The organism is Pseudobacter ginsenosidimutans, from assembly GCF_007970185.1.
GTDB classification, from domain to species: domain Bacteria; phylum Bacteroidota; class Bacteroidia; order Chitinophagales; family Chitinophagaceae; genus Pseudobacter; species Pseudobacter ginsenosidimutans.
Window position 1 is genome coordinate 1,872,138 of the sequence record NZ_CP042431.1, and the last position, 22,333, is coordinate 1,894,470.

The following is a 22,333-nucleotide window of genomic DNA, read 5'->3' on the forward strand; positions in this document are numbered from 1 at the left end:
CCTATATCGTCAATAACCATGCGAAAAAAAATGACCCTGTTTGCAGCTATTGTATTGGTAACTGCCTGCAGCCGCAGCGGTTCATCGCCGGATCCCGATCCGCCGCCAACCCCTGTGAACTTCAGTTTCTCGTACTGGACCATTGACGAAAAACCGGCGCTGACAACTTATTACGATGTGAGCAGGCAGCCACTGATCAAATTCAGGCTGCCTGCCAAAATTGATAAAGCCTCTGCGAGTGCAGCGGTTTCGCTGACCAAACACCAGGGCGGTACCGTTCCATTAAATCTGACCTATGAACACAGCGACAGCATCTTGGTTCTACAGCCAACCCAACAGCTGAACCATTACGAAAAATATTTCCTGGAAGTAGCATCATCACTCAAGTCAGCCAACGGCGGGCATTTGCAACAGCCCGTACAGTTGCAGTTAGTCACATCACTGGACAGCTCTGACAAGTATCCGCGTATCACCGATGAGCAATTGCTCTCAAAAGTGCAGGAACAAACATTCCGGTATTTCTGGGACTTTGCTCATCCGGTCAGCGGATTGGCCAGAGAAAGAAATACTTCCGGTGATATTGTAACCTCAGGTGGTTCGGGTTTCGGCATCATGGCCATTGTAACGGCAGTGCACCGCAACTTCATCACGAGGGCGCAAGCGCTGACGCGGTTGCAGACAATAGTAGCCTTTCTGAAAAATGCTGAAAAAGTACACGGCGCATTTCCGCACTGGCTGAACGGCGCCACAGGAAAGATCATTCCCTTCAGCGCTAAAGATAATGGCGCAGACCTGGTGGAAACTGGGTACCTGATGCAGGGACTGCTCACTGCCAGGCAGTTCTTCAACAAACCCGATGCCCCGGAAGCCGTACTCCGCGCGGATATCAATCAACTTTGGGAGGGCGTGGAATGGAGCTGGTTCAGAAAGAACAATCAGCAGGAACTGTACTGGCATTATAGTGCCGATCTGCAATGGGAAATGAATCTGCCCATCCAGGGCTGGAATGAATGTTTGATCACTTATGTGCTGGCTGCCGGAGCCCCGGTTCACACCATTCCGAAGTCGGTGTATGATGAAGGTTGGGCAAGGAACGGCGCCATGCGCAACAACAATAATTATTACGGGGTGAAATTGCCACTGGGCCCGGCAATGGGCGGGCCCTTATTCTTTTCTCATTATTCATTTTTGGGCCTTGACCCAGAGGACTGAAAGATGCTTATGCCGATTATGAAGAACAGGTGATCAACCACACGAAGATCAATTACCAGTATGCCATCAATAATCCCAATCATTATTTCGGGTATTCCGATGAATGCTGGGGACTCACGGCAAGCGATATCCCAGGCGGCTATGCAGCGAGTTCGCCCACCAATGATCTGGGCGTGATCGCGCCCACAGCAGCGCTCTCATCTTTTCCCTACACTCCTTCAGAATCCATGAAGGCGTTGAAATTCTTCTATTATGTACTCGGCGATAAACTTTTTAAAGAATACGGCTTTGCCGATGCGTTCTCATTGAAAGATATATGGGTGGCAGATTCTTTTCTTGCCATCGATCAGGGTCCTATTATTATAATGATCGAGAACTACCGGAGCGGACTGCTCTGGAACCTGTTCATGAGCTGCGATGAAGTGAAAACAGGATTGCAGAAACTGGGATTTACGCATCCCGGTATTTAATTGAACCATCAAAAAGAAACAATGACCAGTAAATTCAGATACAGCGTATATGCTTTGATTTCGTTCATGCTTTTGGGTTATACTTCTTTTTTGCAGGCGCAGAAGAAGAAAGTCCAGGCAAAGGAAACAGTGAGTACCACTATCATTCCCGATCTCACAGATGAGCAATTGCTGGACCTTGTTCAAAAACAAACCTTCCGGTATTTCTGGGATTTCGGTCATCCGGTATCCGGGCTTAGCCGGGAGCGGAGCAATATCGCTTATGATTATGGAGATGAAGTGGTCACTACCGGTGGCTCAGGGTTTGGAGTGATGGCCATTATTGTGGCGGCAGAGCGTGGATGGATACCGCGAGATTCAGCACTGGCGCGGCTTCAGAAGATCGTGACCTTTCTCAGTAAAGCCGATCACTACCATGGCATCTTCGCACACTGGCTCAATGGCAGTACGGGAAAAACGATTCCCTTCAGCAGGAAAGATGATGGAGGTGATATTGTTGAATCCTCTTTTCTATTTCAGGGTTTGCTTTGTGCGCGGCAATACTTTAATAAGGAAGCGCCTGAAGAGACACGGCTTCGCAATACCATCAACTGGCTCTGGAATGAAGCCGAATGGGATTGGTACACGCAGGGCGGAAGGAATGTGCTTTACTGGCACTGGAGCCCCAACAACGGATGGAGTATGAATTTCGAGATCCGCGGATTCAATGAATGTCTTATCACTTATGTATTGGCGGCTTCATCGCAACGCTATCCCGTGAAACCCGAAGTGTATCACCAGGGATGGGCCAATAGCTGGTTCTTTCGCAACGGCAGATCGTTCTATGGGATAGAACTTCCGCTGGGCTTCGATTATGGCGGTCCGCTCTTCTTTTCTCATTACTCATTTCTGGGCCTCGATCCTCGCGGGCTGAAGGACAAATATGCAGACTACTGGACCCAGACCACGCACCATGTACAAATTAACCGGGAGCATTGCATCCGGAATCCGAACAAATTCAAAGGATATGGCGCGGATTGCTGGGGACTTACTGCCAGCGATACCTACAACGGTTACAGTGCGCATTCACCAGACAATGATAATGGCACCATTTCTCCTACAGCTGCTCTATCTTCCTTTCCCTATAGTCCCAAAGAGAGCATGCAGGCGCTACGTCATTTTTATTACAAGCTCGGCGATAAGCTCTGGACGCAATATGGTTTTGTGGATGCCTTCAATGAAACCCAGAACTGGGTGGCAGGTTCACACCTGGCCATCGATCAGGGACCGATCATTGTGATGATAGAGAACTACCGTTCCGGACTGCTCTGGAAGCTGTTCATGAGCTGCCCGGAAATCAAAAATGGACTGACGCGACTGGGATTCGAAAGCCCGGCGTTGAAGTAGTAATGAAAAATATCATCGAAACTTGATGATATGCTACCAGTCATTAGTGAAGTAATGAAGTATTTTGGTGGATATGTCCATGCATTTGATACGTCAATAATACGTCAGCGGCTTTTTCAATGCTGATCAACGAATGCCGGCATTTATATTTTTTGAGATTTGTATTCAGAAAAAATGAAATAGTATGATCAATAGATGGCTTGTCGCCTTTCTGATGCTGATGACCGTGTCGGCATTTGCACAAAAAAAAGATATGAATACCACGGTGAGTAAACTCCTGCAGCAAATGACGCTGGAAGAAAAACTCGGTCAGCTCAACCTGCCTTCGATTGGATTCGATGTTACAGGTCCGATCCTTAGTCAGGGTGTGGAAGAAAAGATCCGCAAAGGTTTGGTGGGAGGTGTGTTCAATACCTTCACGCCATCGGCTGTTCGAAAACTGCAGGACCTGGCCGTGAAAGAAACAAGACTGAAGATCCCGCTGCTTTTTGGATATGACGTGATCCATGGTCACCGCACCATCTTCCCCATCAATCTTGGTCTGGCAGCCTCCTGGGATATGGACCTGCTGCAACGCACAGCCCGCGTGGCTGCTGAAGAGGCCAGCGCCGATGGTCTTAACTGGACCTTCTCCCCGATGGTGGACATCGCCCGTGATCCGCGCTGGGGCCGCGTAAGTGAAGGCGCTGGTGAAGATCCTTACCTGGGATCACAGATCGGAAAAGCCATGGTACAGGGCTATCAGGGAATTGATCTCTCGAAGAACAATACCATCCTCGCCTGTGTGAAACATTTTGCATTGTATGGCGCTTCAGAAGCAGGAAGGGATTACAATACTGTCGACATGAGCCGCGTAAAAATGTACAACGAATACCTGCCGCCTTACAAAGCTGCTGTGCAGGCTGGCGCTGGTTCGGTAATGACCAGCTTCAATGAGATCGATGGCATTCCCGCTACCGCCAACAAATGGCTGCTCACGGATCTGCTGCGCAAACAATACGGCTTTAATGGATTGATCGTAACGGATTACACCGCCATTAATGAAATGATCGCGCATGGAATGGGTGATGAAAAGAAAGTAGGTGAACTCTCATTGAATGCCGGCGTTGACATGGATATGGTAGGCGAAGTATTTCTCAAACACGGAGCACAACTGGTGAAAGAAGGAAAAGTATCGATGGCTCAGATAGATGCAGCAGTCCGCAGGATACTGGAAGCAAAATTCAAACTCGGACTATTTGAAGATCCTTACCGATATATCAGCGAAGAGCGCAATAAAACAGAGATCATGAATGCGCAGCAACTGGCGCTGAGCAAGGAAGCTGCGATAAAAAGCATGGTGCTGCTGAAGAACAGTAACCAGGTGTTACCATTGAATGCTTCCAAAAAAATTGCTTTCATCGGGCCGCTGGTAAAAGACCAGCGCAACCTGATCGGAAGCTGGAGTGGCGCCGGTGATTACAAGAAAGCCGTGAGCCTCTGGGCCGCACTCGAACAAAAAGGTGGTGGATATCTCTATGCCAAAGGTTGTAATTTATTGGAAGATGAAAACCTGCTCAAGCGCCTCAATGCGCATGATGGACAGATCACTCGTGAAACGGCAACTCCTGAGCAACTGATCACAGAAGCCGTGGCAACTGCGCAGCAGGCTGATGTAGTAGTGGCGGTGCTGGGAGAAGCATTTGGTATGAGTGGAGAAGCTGCCAGTCGTAGTATGATCGGATTGCCCGAAAATCAACTGGCTTTGCTGAAAGCATTGAAAGCAACCGGCAAACCTGTTGTGTTGGTATTGATGAATGGAAGACCGCTCACTGTGAGCTGGGAGAACGAGAATATCGATGCCATCCTGGAAACCTGGTTCGGTGGAACGCAGGCTGGCGCTGCCATTGCAGATGTGTTGTTCGGCGCGGCCAATCCTTCCGGTAAGCTCACTATGAGCTGGCCCCGGAATGTAGGACAGATCCCCATTTACTATAATGCAAAAAACACCGGTCGCCCCCTCGACGAAAACCAAAAGTATACAACCAAGTACCTCGATGTTCCCAACACGCCGCTGTATCCATTTGGTTATGGACTGAGCTATACCACCTTTACTTATGGCGATCTGAAACTGGACAAGAAAAGCATCACTGCAAAAGATAAAATACAGGTGACTGTGACTGTTAGTAACACAGGGAATTATGATGGTGTTGAAACAGTACAGCTATACATCCGTGACCTGGTAGGAACCATTACCAGACCAGTGAAAGAGTTGAAAGGATTCAAAAAAGTGGAATTGAAAAAAGGTGAATCGAAGGAAGTCAGCTTTACAATTTCTGTGGAGGATCTGAAATTCTATAACAGTGATCTGAAGTTTGTGGCGGAGCCTGGTGCTTTCAAAGTGTTTGTGGGAGGGAATTCGCAGGAAGTGAAAGAAGCAGGTTTTGAATTGAAATGATAGTACGGGGTTGATTTTTATAAACCAGGGGATATTCGGCCTAACCTGAATATCCTCTTTTTTTATTTGAGAGGACTGGTTTACAATTTTCCGGCTACTTAAGTTTTGTTACCGGATATAGTGGATGTTCCGGATTTACAGTTAAATCCTGCCTGACCGGATTTACCAATACATCCATCTCTTCCATTGGAATAGTTCCCAGCAATGGTTCTGAGTTGCCGGGAAGTACAAATGCATTAGCTGTGCATCTCCGGTTCTTGAATCGTATTTCAACATTATTCACGAAATCACAGGAAACGATTTCTCCGTTGCCCAGTGTAAAATTCTTTTTCCCCTGAACCGGAAGCTGGAGGATCTCCTGAATGTTTTCGTTAATGGCAAGGTGTAAAGATCCTGTAGCAACCAGAGCTTTTACAGTAGTACTTTTTACCTGTTTCTGAGTGAGCAGGTTTCTTCTGGATGCTTCCAGTTCCCATCCATTGATAAGTTCAGGTTCTGCATACACTAATCCCATTGGCGATTGATTTGATGATTGAGAAATATTGTTACATTAGTAGAAACAGCGAAGCGGCCCCATTGTCCTACTCCTCTTCAAAAAATATTTTTCGATTGCCCCCTAACGATAGTCCTTCATCTCCCTTAACCTTTTCGCAACCCATCATTTCCTTACCATTTATTATTTTTGATGCATGCCAACCAAAAACATCATCTTCGATCTCGGTGGAGTTCTCCTCAACTTAGATATCCCCAAAACTGTGCAAGCCTTCGAACAACTCGGCGCGCCTGAATTCAGTAAACTCTTTGGCCTGGGCCGTGCGGAATCTTTTCTCAAAGCCTATGAAGTTGGTTATATCAACGATGATGAATTCATTACCGACCTTCAGCAACTCACCGGTGGCAAGAGCCGTGATGAAGTAGTACATGCCTGGAATGCCATGTTGCTGGACTTCCCGAAGGAGCGCATCGATCTACTGGCAGAGCTCAGGAAAAAATACAATCTTTATTTATTCAGCAATACCAACGCTATTCATCTTTCTTCATTCGCGAAAACATTCTCTGATACATTCAACGGCGCATCGCTGGATGGAGAATTCAGCAAAGCCTGGTACAGTCATCTTATCAAACTAAGAAAACCGGATGTGGAAGCATTTGAGTTCATCATCAAAGACGGAGGGCTCAATCCATCCGAATCAGTCTTCATCGATGATGCACTTGTTAATGTGGAAGGTGCGCGCAAAGCGGGTTTGAACGGCATTCATCTGGAACCCGGAAAAACCATTCTTGATCTGGATTGGAACCTCAGTTAAGTACGCGGATTATTTCACTTCTTCGAAATCGATATAATCTCCAGCCTTCTCTTTGGGTGGATTAGGCGTTGGTGCGGAGGTAGAACCAGACTGATAATTATTCTGCGCAGCCTGTTGTTGTTGCTGTGCAGTATTCATGGCATTGTGAAATTCTTTCACTTGCTGCCTCATTCTTTTGGACACCACAAACAATGGCAGCAGGAACCTGAAGACGAACCTGATGGCCAGATAGCCGACGATGATCCAAAGTATAAGTTTCCAAGACATGTTGTAAAGATACTATGCGGGGACCAAAAAACTGTTAAGGCACTGCAAAACCAGGTTTCATTTCTTACCGAACCAGCGCTCCATCAGTCTTTCGAGACCTGCTGAGATCTTGTTCGCTACCAGTGGCACCAGTTGTTGTAACAGTATCTGGATGCTTTCGGTGCCCAGCAATCCCTGGATGAAACCGGTACCGTAGCTTGCTTCTTCTTCTTCGCGTTTTTGCTTTCTTCTGCGACGGCCGCGGAAAATGCTGTTCCAGCCCATCTTGTAGAAATTGTCCTGCAGATGATCGAAGCTATCGTCCAGATGCAATTCAATATCTTTTGCTTTCAGTTGCAGTTTGAAGATCTCCTTTTCCAGTTCATAGAGTGTATCGATACTGCTGGTGGATCTTGCCATATGATTGAGTGATTAAGTGTGAATTAAAATTTGATGAGAGGGCTCTAATCTTCGTCGTTATCTGATTTGCTGACCTTCACTTCTTCGCGCGCGCGAATGATGATGCTGCGGATAATGGGATTCACGAAAAGTTTTTCGCGGAATACCGCAATGGCAACAAATAGAATGATGAGAATAATAGTGGTAAGGCCGAATCCTTTCACGTAACTTTGTGTGAGTTCGGAAAGCCAGAAACCAAGGCACATTCCCGCAAAGATGAGGATCAGAAAGGCAATGAAGGCTGCAATCACCATCCAGGCAAGCAGTCCCATTGATTTTGAAAAGATCCGGATGGCCTGCAACCGGAAGATCTCAGACTTGGTCTCTACATAAACTTTCAGCAGTTCTTTGTTTTCCCTGAAGAAGTCGCCCAGATTATCCGGTTGATTCATAACGCGATGGATTTGATTTAAAGTTACTTACTATTACCTGAAAGCGCATTTGAAATATACTTCATATAACTTTAATGCCACCTCTGATTGTTAAAAACCAGATTTTTGGAAGTAATACCTTATTTACCTTACCTTTGCCTCGGCAAAAGATGAAGTAGAAGGGAACGGGGTCCGTTCCCTTCTTTATTTCCCTGCAGTAAAGGACTTATGAGTACGGAAACACAAATTCAGGCAATTGAAAAGTTGGTGAGTGCAATCATAGCCGAGGATCCGGCGATATTCCTGGTTGAGACCAGGATCAAGCCCACCAATAATGTAAAGGTTTTTCTTGATGGCGACAATGGTATCACAATCGAGCAATGCATCGCCATCAACAGGGCATTATACAAGCAGGTAGAGGGTTCGGGCCTGTTCCCGAATGATGATTTCTCCCTGGAAATTTCTTCTCCCGGTTTAGATGAGCCGCTGAAACTGCCCCGCCAGTTCAGGAAAAATATGGGCAGGGTCGTGGAGGTTATGCTACAGGATGGGACTAAGATCGAGGGAAAACTGATCGAAGCAAAAGATGATGCGATCGTTATAGAAGAAATAAAGTCCAAAAAGCCAATATCCCAGAAACATAAGCCAACCGCCAAACAGGTAGAGCTGGTGCTGCGTGAATTACCGCTGAAAGAAGTAAAATCAACAAAAATTCAAATAACATTTTAAAAAAAAGGCCACAACACATGAGGGCCGTAGCGGCCGGGACTGATCCTGGCAGGTCTGCGTATCCGGTGGCAAACAATTCCGAAACAGGATTTTATAAATTATAGTATATGGCAAGTATCAACCTGATTGAAGCTTTCCAGGAGTTCAAGGAAGCTGAAAATATTGATCGTCCCACGATGATGAAAGTAGTGGAAGATGTGTTCAAGACCCTGCTCCGTAAGAAATACGGCAGTGATGAGAACTTTGACGTGATCGTGAACGCAGAGAAAGGTGACCTTGAGATCTTCCGTCGCCGGATGATCGTGGAAGATGGCGCTGTAGCTGATCCGCTCGCCGAGATCGCTTACAGTGATGCCGTTAAGATCGAGCCTGACTTCGAAGTGGGTGAAGAACTCTACGAAGAGGTGAACATCCTCGATTTCGGCCGCCGCGCTATCCTTGCCGCCAAACAAACTCTCGCCAGCCGTATCTCCGATCTGAAGAAGAACGTACTGGTGAAAAAATATGGCGACCGTGTTGGAGAGATCACCAGCGCTGAGGTTTACCAGGTTTGGAAAAAGGAGATCCTTCTCCTGGATGAGGAAGGCAATGAGCTGATCCTCCCCAAATCTGAGCAGATCCCGCAGGATTACTTCAAGAAAGGTGAGAATATCCGCGCCGTTGTGAAAAAGGTGGAATTAAAAAATAATTCACCAGTAATCATTCTTTCCCGCACCTCTCCCTCATTTCTTGCTAAATTGCTTGAAATTGAGGTTCCGGAGATCTTTGATGGCCTGATCGTGATCAAGAAGATCGTTCGTGAGCCTGGCGAAAGAGCGAAAGTAGCCGTGGAATCTTACGATGACCGTATCGACCCCGTTGGCGCCTGCGTAGGTATGAAAGGTAGCCGTATCCACGGGATCGTTCGTGAGCTGAAGAATGAAAACATCGACGTTATCAACTGGACCAATAACCTTCAACTGCTGATCCAACGCTCCCTGACCCCTGCAAGGATCACCAGTATGGACCTGAACAACGACACAAAACAGGCGAATGTTTACCTCAAACCAGACCAGGTATCACTGGCCATCGGTAAAAAAGGTGTGAACATCAAACTGGCGCAGGAATTGACAGGCTATAGCATCGACGTTTACCGCGATACCGAAGGTGAGCCCCAGGAATTTGATATTGACCTGGAAGAATTCAGCGATGAGATCGAAACATGGATCATCGATGAATTCAAACGCATCGGTTGCGATACCGCCCGCAGCGTTCTGGATCTGACACCCGAAGAACTGGAAAGAAGAACAGACCTGGAAAAAGAAACGATCGACAGCGTTCGCAAGATTCTGAAAGAAGAGTTTGAGAAAGAATAAATAGCCGGGAGCCCGGCTCCCTTCTGATTTTTTCCGCCTCAAACAGCTTACAAACTAAAAAATTGTCTTACAATAACGAATGGCAGAAACAACAACACCCAGATTAATGGCCGCAGCCAAGGAATTCAACGTAGGGAAGGAAACCCTGGTTGATTACCTGGTAGGCAAGGGATTTAGCAAAGACGATCTCAAACCTACGTCAAAACTGACGGAGGATATGTATCGTGCTTTGCAACAAGAGTTCCAGAGCGATAAGGTGGCAAAGCTTAAGAGCGACCAGATCGATCTGCCTAAAGGAAGCCTTGAGGCCAAGAAAAAGAAGGAAGAAGAAGCTACCTTATTCAAAAAAGAAGTTTCTAAAAAAGAGCCGGGAGAAGAAGCGAAGAAAGAAGAGCCGCAGGCACCGGTTGCACAGCCTAAAGTTGAGGAAGTACCTGTAGTGGAAGAAAAACCAAAGCAGGAAGAACCTCAGCCACAGCCTCAACCTCCGGTTCAAACTCAACCTGAGCCCGAAGTAGTGAAAGTGGAAGTACCGGAAATTGAAGGGCCAAAGGTTTTTGATAAGATCGACCTCTCCGCCATCGATTCTTCTACCAGACCCAAGAAGAACCAGCCTAAGAAAAAAGAAGAGCCGGTTCAACCTGAAGTGAAGGAAGAGCCAGTTGCTGAAGCAGCACCTGTAGCTGAACCTAAGGAAGAAGTAAAGAAGGAAAAAGAGGTCAAGAAAGAAGAGAAGGAACAGCCTGTTGAAAAACCAGCAGAGCCCGTAAATATTCCACCGGTCATAGCAGAAGAAAAGCCGAAGGCAGAAGAGAAGAAACCAGAAGTAAAGAAGGTAGAAAAACCGAAAGAAGAAGTTAAGCCGGTTCCTGAAATTGTTGAAGAATCAAAAGAAGCCACACCTGTAACTGATGAAGAAGCAGGTCCGGTCATTGAAAATATTAAGGCAACAAAATTGGAAGGTCCTAAGATATTGGGTAAGATCGAACTGCCAGTAGGCAATGATCGTTCTAAATCCAACCAGGCACAACAGCAGCAGCAGCAGCAACAGCAGCAGCAGCAGCAACAACAACAGGGAGAGGAAAAACGTAAACGCAAGCGTATCCCCATCGAGAAGAGAGATCAGCAAACGCCTCAGCAAAAAGCAGCCCACCTGTTCAAGAAACCGGAAGGCCAGCAACAGCGCCAGGGCGGCGGTCATGGTGGCCAGCAAGGCGGTTTTCAGCGCGGAAATCAGCAGGGCGGTGGTCAGCAGGGCGGCGGTTTCAATCGTGGTGGTGGTAATCAACGCGGCGGCCATGGCGGTCAGCGTACCGGTGGCAAGTTTGTTCAGCGTGAGCCCAAAGAGATCAACGAAAAAGAAATTCAGAATAAGATCCGCGAAACCCAGGCGAAACTCGCAGGCACCAGTGGCCGCGGTAAGAGCCTCAAGGCAAAATACCGTCGTGAAAAACGTCAGGGTATCGCAGACAATGCCGGCGATGGCGATATGCAGGATAGCAAACTGCAGGTAACGGAATTCATCAGCGTAAGCGAGCTCGCCAACCTGATGGACGTGAACTTTGCAGATGTGATCTCGAAATGTATGAGCCTCGGCCTGATGGTAAGTATCAACCAGCGCCTGGACGCAGAAGTGATCGAGCTCGTGGCCAACGAATTTGGTTTCGATGTTGAATTCATCGACATGGAAAAACAAATGGCCATGGAGGAAGAAGAAGAAGCAGATGACGAAGATGAACTGCAGCCCCGCGCTCCCATCGTTACCATCATGGGTCACGTTGACCACGGTAAAACCTCGTTGCTCGACTATATCCGCAATGCCAATGTAGTTGCCGGTGAGGCAGGTGGTATCACCCAGCACATCGGTGCCTATGAGGTAACTGTGAAGAATGGTCAGAAGATTACCTTCCTCGATACTCCAGGTCACGAAGCATTTACGGCTATGCGTGCCCGTGGTGCCAAAGTAACCGATATCGCAGTGATTGTGGTAGCTGCTGACGATGCTGTGATGCCGCAAACCAAGGAAGCCATCAGCCACGCACAGGCAGCCGGCGTTCCCATGATCTTTGCCATCAACAAGATCGATAAAGACGGAGCCAATCCGCAAAAGATATATGAACAGCTCGCAGGTATGAACCTCCTCGTGGAAGAATGGGGTGGTAAATTCCAAAGCCAGCAACTCAGCGCCAAGAAAGGTCTGAATGTAGACAACCTCCTGGAGAAGATCCTCCTCGAAGCTGAACTACTGAACCTGAAAGCCAACCCAGACAGGGAAGCTTCCGGCTCCATCATCGAAGCTACGCTGGACAAAGGCCGTGGTTATGTAGCCACTGTACTGGTTCAGAACGGTACCCTCAAACAAGGTGACCTGGTTGTATCCGGACAATTCTACGGTCGTGTGAAAGCGATGTTCAATGAAAGGAACAAACGCATGGAAGATGCACCGCCATCTACTCCGGCACTGATCCTCGGTCTGAACGGAGCGCCGCAGGCTGGTGAGAAATTCAAAGTATACGAAGACGAATCTGAAGCCAAGGAAGTGGCTAACCGCCGCGCGCAGATCCTGCGTGAACAGGGCCTCAGGACCAAGAAACATATTACGCTTGATGAGATCGGACGTCGTCTGGCTCTCGGAAACTTCAAACAACTGAACCTGATCATCAAGGGTGACGTGGATGGTTCCGTAGAAGCGTTGAGCGATTCACTGCAGAAACTCTCTACCGAAGAGATCGTGGTGAGCGTGGTGCACAAAGCTGTAGGCGCTATCACAGAAAGTGATGTACTCCTCGCAACTGCATCAGACGCCATCGTGATCGGTTTCAACGTTCGTCCTTCTATCTCAGCAGCCAAAGTGGCCGAGCATGAAGGTGTGGAGATCAAATTGTACTCCATCATCTACAACGCCATCGAAGAGATCAAGTCCGCGATGGAAGGTATGTTGGAGCCAAAGATCCAGGAGAAGATCGTTGCCAACGTGGAAGTCCGCAACGTATTCAAGTTCGACAAGGCTACCGTTGCCGGTTGTTATGTGTTGGACGGAAAGATCGCCCGCAACTCCAAGATCCGCATCATCCGCGATGGTATCGTGGAATTCCCGAAAGGCGAAGGCAAATCTGGAGAGCTCGCTTCACTGAAACGTTACAAAGACGACGTGAAGGATGTTTCAGCTGGCATGGAGTGCGGTCTTACCATCAAGAACTTCGATAATATCCAGGTAGGTGATATCGTGGAAGCTTTTGAAGAGGAAGAAGTAAAACGTACATTATAATTTGAAGTAATACAAGGCAAGGCACAAGGTAAACTGTTATCCAACGTTTCTCCTTGTGCCTTTTTTCCTGGACCTGCGCCTTAAAACCTTGTTAATAAGAAAGAGTAAACGCAGAATATCTGACCGGAAAAGTATTTTTGAGCATATCCATTTCATAAGAATATGAAAAAATTAAGCACGCTACTGGTAGCTATGTTACTCATCTCCGCCGCATTTTCACAAGGCGTAAGAAAAGTAACAGCCGATAAGATCGTTGGCATCGTTGGAGACAAGATCATTCTCCGCTCCGATGTGTACAACGATATTACAGACAGACAGCGCCGCGGCGAACCAGTGCCACCTAATGCCGACTGTTTCATCATGGAACAATTGCTCACCCTGAAAGCATTGGTGCTGCAGGCTGAGAAAGACTCTATCGTTGTAGGGGAAGATGAGATCGATGCCCTGCTCGATAACCAGGTACGCGGATTCATCCAGATGTATGGTGGCAGAGCAGAGCTTGAACAGATCGCCGGCCGCTCTATCTATCAGATCAAGGAAGACTTCAGACAGTCTTTCACTGAAAGAAAAAAAGCGGAGCGCATGCGCGATAAGATCACAGAAGGCGTAAAGATCACCCCTCAGGAAGTAAAAGAATTTTTCGATAAGATACCTAAAGACAGTCTCCGCTATTACGAATCTGAAGTAGCCATCTGCGAAGTGGTACTCTATCCAAAACCCTCACGTGAACTTGAGCTCCTGGCAATGGATGAACTGGCAGAATACAAACGCTCCGCAGAATCAGGTACACAGAAGTTTGAAACCCTCGCCCAGCTTTACTCTGACGACCCGGGCAGCAAAGACAACGGTGGAAGATATGCTATCAACCGTACTGAAAAGAACTGGGACCCCGCTTTCATCCAAAATGCATTCCGTCTGAAAGATGGACAGATCTCTCCCGTGTTCAAATCCAAATTCGGTTATCATATTATCAAGATGGAAAGTCGCTCCGGTGATGATGCCATCGTAAGACATATCCTTCGTATCCCGAAAATTACTGATGAGGAAGTGAACAATGCAGTGAACCAGCTGGACTCAGTTCGTGCAAGGATCATTGCGGGTACCATGACCTTCGGAGAAGCCGTAAACAAATACAGTGAAGAGGAATCTTCCAAATTCACCGGTGGTTGTTTGCAGAACAATATGGGAGGAAGCACACTGGCGCTTGACCAGCTCGACAAGAACATGGTAGAGTTCCTCGCCAAATCAAATCTCAAACCCGGTGAAGTTTCCAAGCCAACTGTGTATACAGACGAGCGCCAGAAAAAAGGAGTAAGACTTGTTTTCCTCCGCTCCAGGTCTGAGCCTCACCGTGAGAACCTGAAAGATGATTATGACCGTGTTGCACTCAGGGCCATCGAAGAAAAGAAACAGAACGTACTTGAGAAATGGTTCCAGTCGAAGATCTCCACTTTCTACCTGATGATCGACGATGATTTCAAAGATTGTGAATCCATGAGCAACTGGCTTCAGCACGCAGTAAAGACCAGCGAATAAGGTATTTCAACCTGACTTAGCCCCGGCTTTTGAAAAGCCGGGGCTTTTTTATGGCTAAACATTAAATATTTTCGGCTTTGCTTTCTTTTATCAAAGTGCTTACGTATTTTGATCCTCTTTCAGGTTTCGGCCAGCCTGGAATACCACCCTGCCATTAACGATCTCCTAAGGAAAAAAAGAACTAGGTGTAAACTCTTAGATATATTAGAAATTGCCTTTTTTATTGTGACAGCTTCGGCTTTTACGGTACTTTGTATAAGTATTTACCTGTATGCTCAAGCAGCCCAACAAGCCCAGACCAGGAGCGGGTCGACCCAAAACCTTATACCTCCAAACCGACCTCCGCGGCACCATCATTTCGGTGTCTGCTCCGCTATTGGTCACTACCGGCAAAACCAGGCAGGAACTGATTGATCAGCCTTTCAGTAAACTGCTCGAACCTTCCGGAGCCGCCTGTCTTCAGGACATTCTGAATGCACCGGACCTGGTAGATCAACCCAGGGTATCTCTAACGGTGCAGGGTATCCGAACAAATACTACCATCGAATTCTCAGTTACCAAAAATGATTCAGAATATCAACCGGCCTTGCTGGAATGGCGTGCCGAATCCTTCGATGAACTGAGCGATTTTCCCCAGATCAATGATCAGCATGCTGAGGCCCTCTTCCGCCAGTTCGCAGATGCTGCACCCGGCATGATCTGGATCTCAGATGAACAGGACAACACCGTTTTCTTCAATAAAAGCTGGCTGCAGTTCACCGGCATCACGGTAGATGATGTAGCCGGAGACGGATGGACCAGGCAGATCCATCCAGATGACATCCCCATAGCCATCAGCGTATACCGCAAATACTTCAGAGAACGAAAACCCGCCACACTCGAATACCGCATTAAGACCAATGGAGACCAATACCGGTGGGTGATCGATCAGAGCGCACCACGCTATCATGCAGACGGACGCTTTCTCGGATTTGTGGGATCGGTGATGGACATTCACGACAGGAAGCAGGCAGAAGAAACCATCCGCCTCCAGGCCAAAGTGATGCACGATGTATCAGATGCTATCATCTCAACAGACCTGGACTACAAGATCACCGCCTTCAATAACGCTGCGGAAAAGATCTACGGCCTTAAAGCTGCTGACCTGCTCGGCAAGCATATCCGCTCTGTAATCAATCACGAATACCTTTCTGCCACACCCCAGGAAGTGCTTGACAGTCTTGATCAAACCGGCGGATGGGAAGGCATGGTCTGGTATGATCACCCCGAAGGGCGCCGTGTATTTATGCTGGCCACCCTCACTGTTCTCCGTAACGAGCAGGGACAACGGACAGGCGTAGCCGCTATTCACCGCGATGTTTCTGAAAAGCGCCGCGCTGAAGAAACCCTTCGTATCACTGAAGAAAGATACCGCTCGCTGGTATTCGCGCTCGGCGAGGGTGTGATCATGTGCAACAAGGAAGGTGAGATCATTGCCTGTAACGAGAGCGCAGAACTGATCCTGGATATTCCCAATGGCGATCTCAAAGGCCGCTCTATCTATAAGCCCTACACGAAATATTTCTTTGAAGACGGTGATGTAGTGAACGCCGGCGAATCGCCGGCAGTGCGTACACTTAAAACAGGCGAATCTTACAAGGAAGTGATCCTGGGATTCAGCAAGCGCGACAGTATGCTTAGCTGGATTTCCGTGAACACGGAGCCCATCTATTATTCAACGCCCACTATCATGTCTGCGCCCGATGCAGTGGTGGTGACCATTGTTGATATTACCGATCGCAAGAACCATGAACAACTGCTGGCCCTGGAGAAAAAAGTGCTGGAGATGAATGCGCTTCCTGCCATCAGTCTTAAGACCATTATCGATTATTTCCTCGAAGGACTGGAGAAATTGTTTCCGGGCATGCTCTGTACCGTACTCACGCTGGACCACCAGAAACAGTCCGTTCATCCGCTCAGCGCGCCCAGTCTGCCTGTTGAATATTCCAACGCCATCAGTGGAAGGCCCATCGGTCCCTGCGATGGTTCCTGCGGTACCGCCATGTTCCGCAAGGTAAAAGTGATCAGTACCGATGTGGCAAAGGACCCGCTCTGGGATAAATACAGGGAACTGGCTGAACAGTTCGGCATCGGCGCCTGCTGGAGCTTTCCGATACTGGATTCCCACAAGGAAGTGATGGCCACCATCGCTACCTATTATCATTTCCCCAAAGTGCCCGGCCCCAAGGACCTCGGCATTCTCGATCGCGCATGCGACCTGCTGCGCGTGATCATCGAGAACAAAGACGCGGAAAGAAAGATCCGCCGCAATCACGAAAGATACCTCCTCGTCACAAAAGCCACCAACGATGCTATCTGGGACTGGGATATCAATACCAGCGACCTCTACTGGGGAGATGGGTATTTCACCCTCTTCGGTTACAAACCCGGATATATAACCGAAGGAATGAAAAAATGGGAAAACTGCATCCATCCGGAGGATCGTGAGCGGGTGAAAAATCATCTGGATAAATACCTGAATAATAATAATACCCGTTTATGGGAAGCGGAATATCGTTTCCTGAAATCGAATGGTGAATATGCGCTTGTGCAAGACCGTGGGTTCCTCATCTTCGACCACGAAGGAAAGATGAACCGCATGGTGGGCTCTGTTCAGGACATCACAGAGAAACGGGAAATGGAAAGGAAACTGCTGGAGACCGAGCTCAATAAACAGAAGCTGGTAGCGCAGGCTGTGGTGAATGCACAGGAGAAAGACAGAGCCGAGATTGGAAAAGACCTTCACGACAATGTGAACCAGATACTCACTACCGGAAAACTATACCTGGAACTGGCCCTGGTGGAAGAAAGCGAAAGGCTACAGCTGATCCAGCGATGTGCAGCCAGTATTTCAGATGCCATCAATGAAGTACGCGCCATCTCCAGATCCTTGGTGCCGGCAAGTATCGGTGACCTCGGCCTGATCGAATCCATCCAGGACCTTTCCGAAAGTGTGAGGGCAACAAAAAAACTGAAAGTGCAGTTCAGATATAAAGGCTCAATTGACGAACTGCTGGATGATAAAAGAAAGCTCACCCTTTTCAGGGTTGTGCAGGAACAGGTGAATAATGTATTGAAGCATTCCCGGGCCGCCAATCTCCTGATCGAACTTAGCTGTGAAGATCAAAGGATCTGTCTCAGCATCTCAGATGATGGCATCGGATTTGACCAATCTACTGTTCGTGCACGCAAGGGCAACGGACTGTCCAATATCATCAGCAGGGCCGACCTCTTCAATGGTGTGGTGAAGTTAGACACAGCGCCGGGAAAGGGTTGCAGGCTTATCGTTCATGTACCAATAGCTAACCTCTAAAAAACCAAGTGTATGGATAAGATCAGTGTTTTGATTGCAGATGATCACAAGTTGATCCGGGAGACCTGGAGCTTTATTTTAAACAATGATCCAAGATTTGTTGTGGTAGCCGACTGCGGAGATTCCGAACAGGCGGTGGAACTTGCCAGGAGTAAGAAGCCGCAGATCGTGCTGATGGACATCAATATGGCGCCTGCCTCGGGCTTTGAAGCAACTGAAAGGATTCGTAAGCTTTCGCCGGCCAGCCGTATCATTGGAATTTCCATGCACTCGCAGCCTGCCTATGCTAAAAAAATGCTGCAGATCGGCGCAAGAGGCTACGTAACCAAGAATTCATCCAAGGAAGAAATGATCTCCGCTATACTGGAAGTACACAGCGGCAACAAATACATTTGCGACGAGATCAAGAACAATATCTCAGAACTGGTGCTGGAAGAGAACAAGGAAGTTCCCAATATCAATGCATTGACAGACCGGGAGATCCAGATCATCAACCTGATCAAGGAAGGAGAGTCTTCCAAAGAGATCGCCTCTCTGCTGAAGATCTCTCTCAAAACAGTGGAAGTGCACAGGCATAACATCCTGAAAAAACTGAAATTGAAAAACTCAGCTTCGCTGGTGAACTTCATTAATAATGTTGCAACGAATATCTAAGAGTAATTACGTAGATTCTTAATAGGTTTTACAATTATCAAATTAACAATCTACCCTGTACATTATGCAGGATGCATAAGAATAAAGAACTTTGCAAAAGTGTAACACTCACTAACTTACTTATTATGTGAAGGCTCTGCAATGCTCTCTTCTGCCAGGAAGGGGGCATTGTTCTTTTAGGCCCATTTCAAGCCCATAGTGGATTTACGAAGTGTTTTACCAACTGTAAAAGCATTCAGAAACGCTATAGGAGGAAACCTTTACAGGCATCTGAAATAACTATTTAGGATGCCGAAAGTTTAGGGAAAATTTAGCCTTACAACTCAGAAATACAGCAACTTAGCTGTAAATCCAATGTTCGCAGGTAAACACATTTACCCTGACCCTTTTTAATCCAAGTCCCGTAGAGAAACCTTGATCCGAGAAAAGTCCAGTTATCCGTGAAAACCAGGCCTGAACCGGCTTAAAAAATGGTCCATCTATCCTATTGAAAAAAGCACCCCCCAAGTTCCTATGAAGACTGGGGGTTTTCTTTTTCTCCTTCTTTATCTTCCTTCACTTTATTTTTAACTTATACATAAGTTTTCACTCATCTGTAACTCACTGATTGTAAGTGGTGGATAAATTTGAATGTTACAACAATCAAAAACCATGTTTTCTTCCGGATGGAGTTGCTTAACTTTGCGCTTTCTTTTTTTCAACCCAGGAGTTATCCATGAGTGACGAAATAAAACATGAGTGCGGACTAGCATTCATACGCTTACGCAAGCCGTTCTCCTATTATAAGCAACAATACGGTACAGTAATGTGGGGCTTAAACAAGCTGTACCTGCTCATGGAAAAACAACACAACCGCGGCCAGGATGGTGCGGGTGTTGCAGCCGTGAAGCTGAATGTGGAACCCGGTAATCCCTTCCTCAACCGGATCAGGAGCAATGCCAATCAACCTATCGCGGATGTTTTCACCAAGATCAATCAGGATGTAAAGGATCTGGAAATGTATATGCCGGATTGCCTTGAGCATCCCAATGTGATGAAAGGACATATCCCTTTCCTGGGTGAGTTGCTGCTGGGCCATCTTCGTTACGGAACACAGGGAAAGAACAATGTTGAGTTCTGTCATCCATTCATAAAACGTCATACCGTTCCAGCCCGCAATCTGGCGCTGGCCGGTAATTTCAATCTCGTTAATACAGACGAGCTCTTCAACCTGATTGATATCGATCCGGGTGAATTCCAGAAACAAAGCGACCTCGCCGCAATGATGGAAGTGATCCATCATTTCCTGGTGAAGGCTGATGAAGAGAACAAAGGAAATCTGGATGTGGTGTCTGCCCTTCGCAAGGCAGTTAAGCTTTTCGACGGAGGTTTCACTGTTGGTGGATTGATCGGGAACGGAGACTCTTTCGTATTCCGTGATGCCAATGGTATCCGCCCTGCTTACTACTACGTGAATGAAGATGTGATTGTGGCTGCATCTGAAAGAGCAGCCATCCGTACCGTGTTCAACGTAGGAGAAAATGAAGTGCTTGAGCTGATGCCTGGCCAGGGAGTGATCACCAAATCCGACGGAACTTATTCCGTGGAACAGATCCTGGAGCCGAAAGAGCGCAGGGCCTGCAGCTTCGAGCGTATTTATTTCTCCCGCGGCAGTGATGAAAAGATCTATAAAGAAAGAACCCAGCTCGGATACAATCTCACTGAGCAGGTGCTCAATGCAGTTGATCACGATCTGAAACATACTATCTTCTCTTTTATCCCCAATACAGCGGAAGTTGCCTTCTATGGTATGTGGAAAGGACTGGATGATTACATGAAGCGGGTGAAGATCGAAAGGATCCTGAGCTGGGGAAATAATATCGATCCGGAAAAACTTTCGGAGATGATCAGCCGAAAAGTAAGGATCGAAAAGATTGCCATTAAAGATGTAAAAATGCGTACCTTCATTACAGCCGACAGCAGCCGTAATGAAATGGTACAACACGTATACGACATTACTTACGGTACTGTGCAGAAAGGACTGGATACGCTGGTGGTGATAGATGATTCCATTGTGAGGGGCACCACGTTGAAGCAAAGTATCATCAGGATGCTGGCCAGGCTGGAACCGAAGAAGATCATTGTGGTATCTTCTGCTCCGCAGATCAGATACCCTGATTGTTACGGTATAGACATGAGCAAGCTGGGCGATTTCATCGCATTCCGTGCGGCATATGAGTTGATGAAGGAAACAGGGAAAGAGAAATGTCTTCAGGACATGTATGAGCGCTGTAAGGAATTGCAGAGAATGGGACAGCTTCACACAGAGAACGTAGTACAACAACTTTACAAGCCCTTTACACCAGAACAGATCTCGGAAAAGATTGCACAACTGATCACTCCGAAAGAAGTGAAAATTCCGGTTCAGGTAATCTTCCAGACGATCGAATCCTTACATCATGCCTGTCCGACCAATTTGGGCGACTGGTATTTCACCGGTGATTATCCTACTCCAGGAGGCAACAGGGTAGTGAACCGGGCTTTCATAAACTTTATGGAAGGCAAGAATGTAAGGGGTTACTAGATTCTGTTTACGCCATCATTTTACCTGACAGATGAAAATGGGTATACTTACTCGTTATAGGGTAGTTCATGCCTGTGCCTGATGCTTGAAAACTTTGACCAGAGCTGAAAAAATTGTAATTTTTTTCGCCCGGATGATGGTACATTCGTATGAGTCCAGCCCCACATTCGTAACCGCTGTTTTGTAAAGAAATATCTTATGAATAGGATTTCGATCATGATTGTTGATGACCATACCCTTATCCGGGAAACATGGTCATTCCTGCTTGGACGAAATGAAGGATTCGATGTAATTGCTGAAGTGGGCGATGGTCAGCAGGCAATTGAGATTGCGCGCGACAAGCGCCCGAATATTGTATTGCTGGACATCAACATGACGCCGCTCAACGGGTTCGACATTATCAAAATGATCCGCAAACTGAGCCCAGGCTCCAAAGTGATTGCAGTCTCCATGCACTCACAACCTGCTTACGCCAAGAAAATGTTCCGCCTCGGCGCCAGAGGTTATGTTACAAAAAATTCCCCCAGACAGGAAATGCTGAATGCCATTACAGAAGTGTACAATGGACAGATCTTCATTTGCCAGGAAGTGAAGAATATCCTGAGCGATCAGGTGTTGAATGAAGAAGAAACCAATACCGGCCTCAACCAGCTTTCTGAAAGAGAGATCGAAGTGATCAATCTCATCCGCGATGGTCTCAGCTCCAAAGAGATCGCAGACAAGCTCAAGCTCTCCATTAAAACAGTGGAAGTACACAGGCATAATATCCTGAAAAAACTCCGCGTGAAGAACACTGCAGCCCTGATCAACTATATCAACTCAAACGGACTTTAATAAGGAATTACCGGTTCTTCCCCGGGCGCTTTTAGCCCCGGCCAGGACTGAATTTGGTGATTCCGGCAGTTTTCTTACACAATAAGGTAAAAAAATTAACTCCAATTTAATTTGGCAAAGATTTTGCTACTTTTTTCCTGCCGACCGTTTAGCT

At 47.2% G+C, this 22,333-nt stretch carries 15 protein-coding genes and 1 pseudogene; 12 read left to right on the forward strand and 4 right to left on the reverse strand.

The window, feature by feature from the left end:
- Positions 1-30: 30 nt before the first annotated feature.
- The 3 genes and pseudogenes from FSB84_RS07680 to bglX all read left to right on the forward strand — a co-directional run bounded on the left by FSB84_RS07680 (position 31) and on the right by bglX (position 5,505).
- Positions 31-1,682: pseudogene (locus FSB84_RS07680) on the forward strand (glucoamylase family protein).
- Positions 1,683-1,703: 21 nt separating this feature from the next.
- The gene (locus tag FSB84_RS07685) at positions 1,704-3,068 is read left to right on the forward strand and encodes a glucoamylase family protein (protein WP_225980005.1); all 1,365 of its coding nucleotides are present in this window, start codon (positions 1,704-1,706) and stop codon (positions 3,066-3,068) included.
- Between the two features lie 184 nt (positions 3,069-3,252).
- Complete coding sequence (gene bglX, locus FSB84_RS07690; protein ID WP_130542112.1) at positions 3,253-5,505, forward strand: beta-glucosidase BglX; 2,253 nt, start codon at positions 3,253-3,255, stop codon at positions 5,503-5,505.
- 94 nt (positions 5,506-5,599) lie between these two features.
- Here the strand turns inward: bglX and FSB84_RS07695 are convergent, their stop codons facing one another.
- Positions 5,600-6,019 (reverse strand): aspartyl protease family protein, encoded by a 420-nt coding sequence (locus FSB84_RS07695; RefSeq protein WP_130542111.1) that lies wholly within the window; start codon positions 6,017-6,019, stop codon positions 5,600-5,602.
- A 175-nt stretch (positions 6,020-6,194) separates the two neighbouring features.
- Between FSB84_RS07695 and FSB84_RS07700 the strand changes: the two genes are divergently transcribed.
- The gene (locus tag FSB84_RS07700) at positions 6,195-6,812 is read left to right on the forward strand and encodes an HAD family hydrolase (protein ID WP_130542110.1); all 618 of its coding nucleotides are present in this window, start codon (positions 6,195-6,197) and stop codon (positions 6,810-6,812) included.
- Positions 6,813-6,821: 9 nt separating this feature from the next.
- Here FSB84_RS07700 and FSB84_RS07705 read toward each other — a convergent pair whose 3' ends face one another.
- The 3 genes from FSB84_RS07705 to FSB84_RS07715 are packed head-to-tail and all read right to left on the reverse strand — an operon-like array spanning position 6,822 to position 7,909.
- Positions 6,822-7,079: a DUF4834 family protein gene (locus FSB84_RS07705; protein WP_130542109.1), complete on the reverse strand. Its 258-nt coding sequence runs from the start codon at positions 7,077-7,079 to the stop codon at positions 6,822-6,824.
- Positions 7,080-7,136: 57 nt separating this feature from the next.
- Positions 7,137-7,478 carry a hypothetical protein gene (locus FSB84_RS07710; protein WP_130542108.1) on the reverse strand — a complete coding sequence of 114 codons (342 nt, stop codon included), beginning with the start codon at positions 7,476-7,478 and terminating at the stop codon, positions 7,137-7,139.
- A 44-nt stretch (positions 7,479-7,522) separates the two neighbouring features.
- Positions 7,523-7,909 (reverse strand): hypothetical protein, encoded by a 387-nt coding sequence (locus FSB84_RS07715; protein ID WP_130542107.1) that lies wholly within the window; start codon positions 7,907-7,909, stop codon positions 7,523-7,525.
- A 246-nt stretch (positions 7,910-8,155) separates the two neighbouring features.
- On the opposite strand from FSB84_RS07715, the gene FSB84_RS07720 reads away from it, so the two are divergent.
- The 8 genes from FSB84_RS07720 to FSB84_RS07755 all read left to right on the forward strand — a co-directional run bounded on the left by FSB84_RS07720 (position 8,156) and on the right by FSB84_RS07755 (position 22,179).
- Positions 8,156-8,617 (forward strand): LSm family protein, encoded by a 462-nt coding sequence (locus tag FSB84_RS07720; RefSeq protein WP_225980006.1) that lies wholly within the window; start codon positions 8,156-8,158, stop codon positions 8,615-8,617.
- Between the two features lie 107 nt (positions 8,618-8,724).
- Entirely contained in the window at positions 8,725-9,972 is a 1,248-nt protein-coding gene (gene nusA, locus FSB84_RS07725; protein WP_130542105.1) for a transcription termination factor NusA, read from the forward strand.
- Positions 9,973-10,051: 79 nt separating this feature from the next.
- Positions 10,052-13,240, forward strand: coding sequence for a translation initiation factor IF-2 (gene infB / locus FSB84_RS07730; protein WP_165434914.1), 3,189 nt, complete (start codon positions 10,052-10,054; stop codon positions 13,238-13,240).
- Between the two features lie 162 nt (positions 13,241-13,402).
- Positions 13,403-14,776 (forward strand): peptidylprolyl isomerase, encoded by a 1,374-nt coding sequence (locus FSB84_RS07735; protein WP_130542104.1) that lies wholly within the window; start codon positions 13,403-13,405, stop codon positions 14,774-14,776.
- Between the two features lie 271 nt (positions 14,777-15,047).
- Positions 15,048-18,128: a PAS domain S-box protein gene (locus FSB84_RS07740; RefSeq protein ID WP_130542103.1), complete on the forward strand. Its 3,081-nt coding sequence runs from the start codon at positions 15,048-15,050 to the stop codon at positions 18,126-18,128.
- Between the two features lie 12 nt (positions 18,129-18,140).
- Positions 18,141-18,782 (forward strand): response regulator, encoded by a 642-nt coding sequence (locus FSB84_RS07745; protein WP_130542102.1) that lies wholly within the window; start codon positions 18,141-18,143, stop codon positions 18,780-18,782.
- A gap of 715 nt (positions 18,783-19,497) precedes the next feature.
- Positions 19,498-21,345 carry an amidophosphoribosyltransferase gene (locus FSB84_RS07750; protein ID WP_130542101.1) on the forward strand — a complete coding sequence of 616 codons (1,848 nt, stop codon included), beginning with the start codon at positions 19,498-19,500 and terminating at the stop codon, positions 21,343-21,345.
- 198 nt (positions 21,346-21,543) lie between these two features.
- A complete protein-coding gene (locus FSB84_RS07755) occupies positions 21,544-22,179 on the forward strand; it encodes a response regulator (protein WP_130542100.1) in 636 nt (211 codons plus the stop codon).
- The last annotated feature ends 154 nt before the right edge of the window (positions 22,180-22,333 follow it).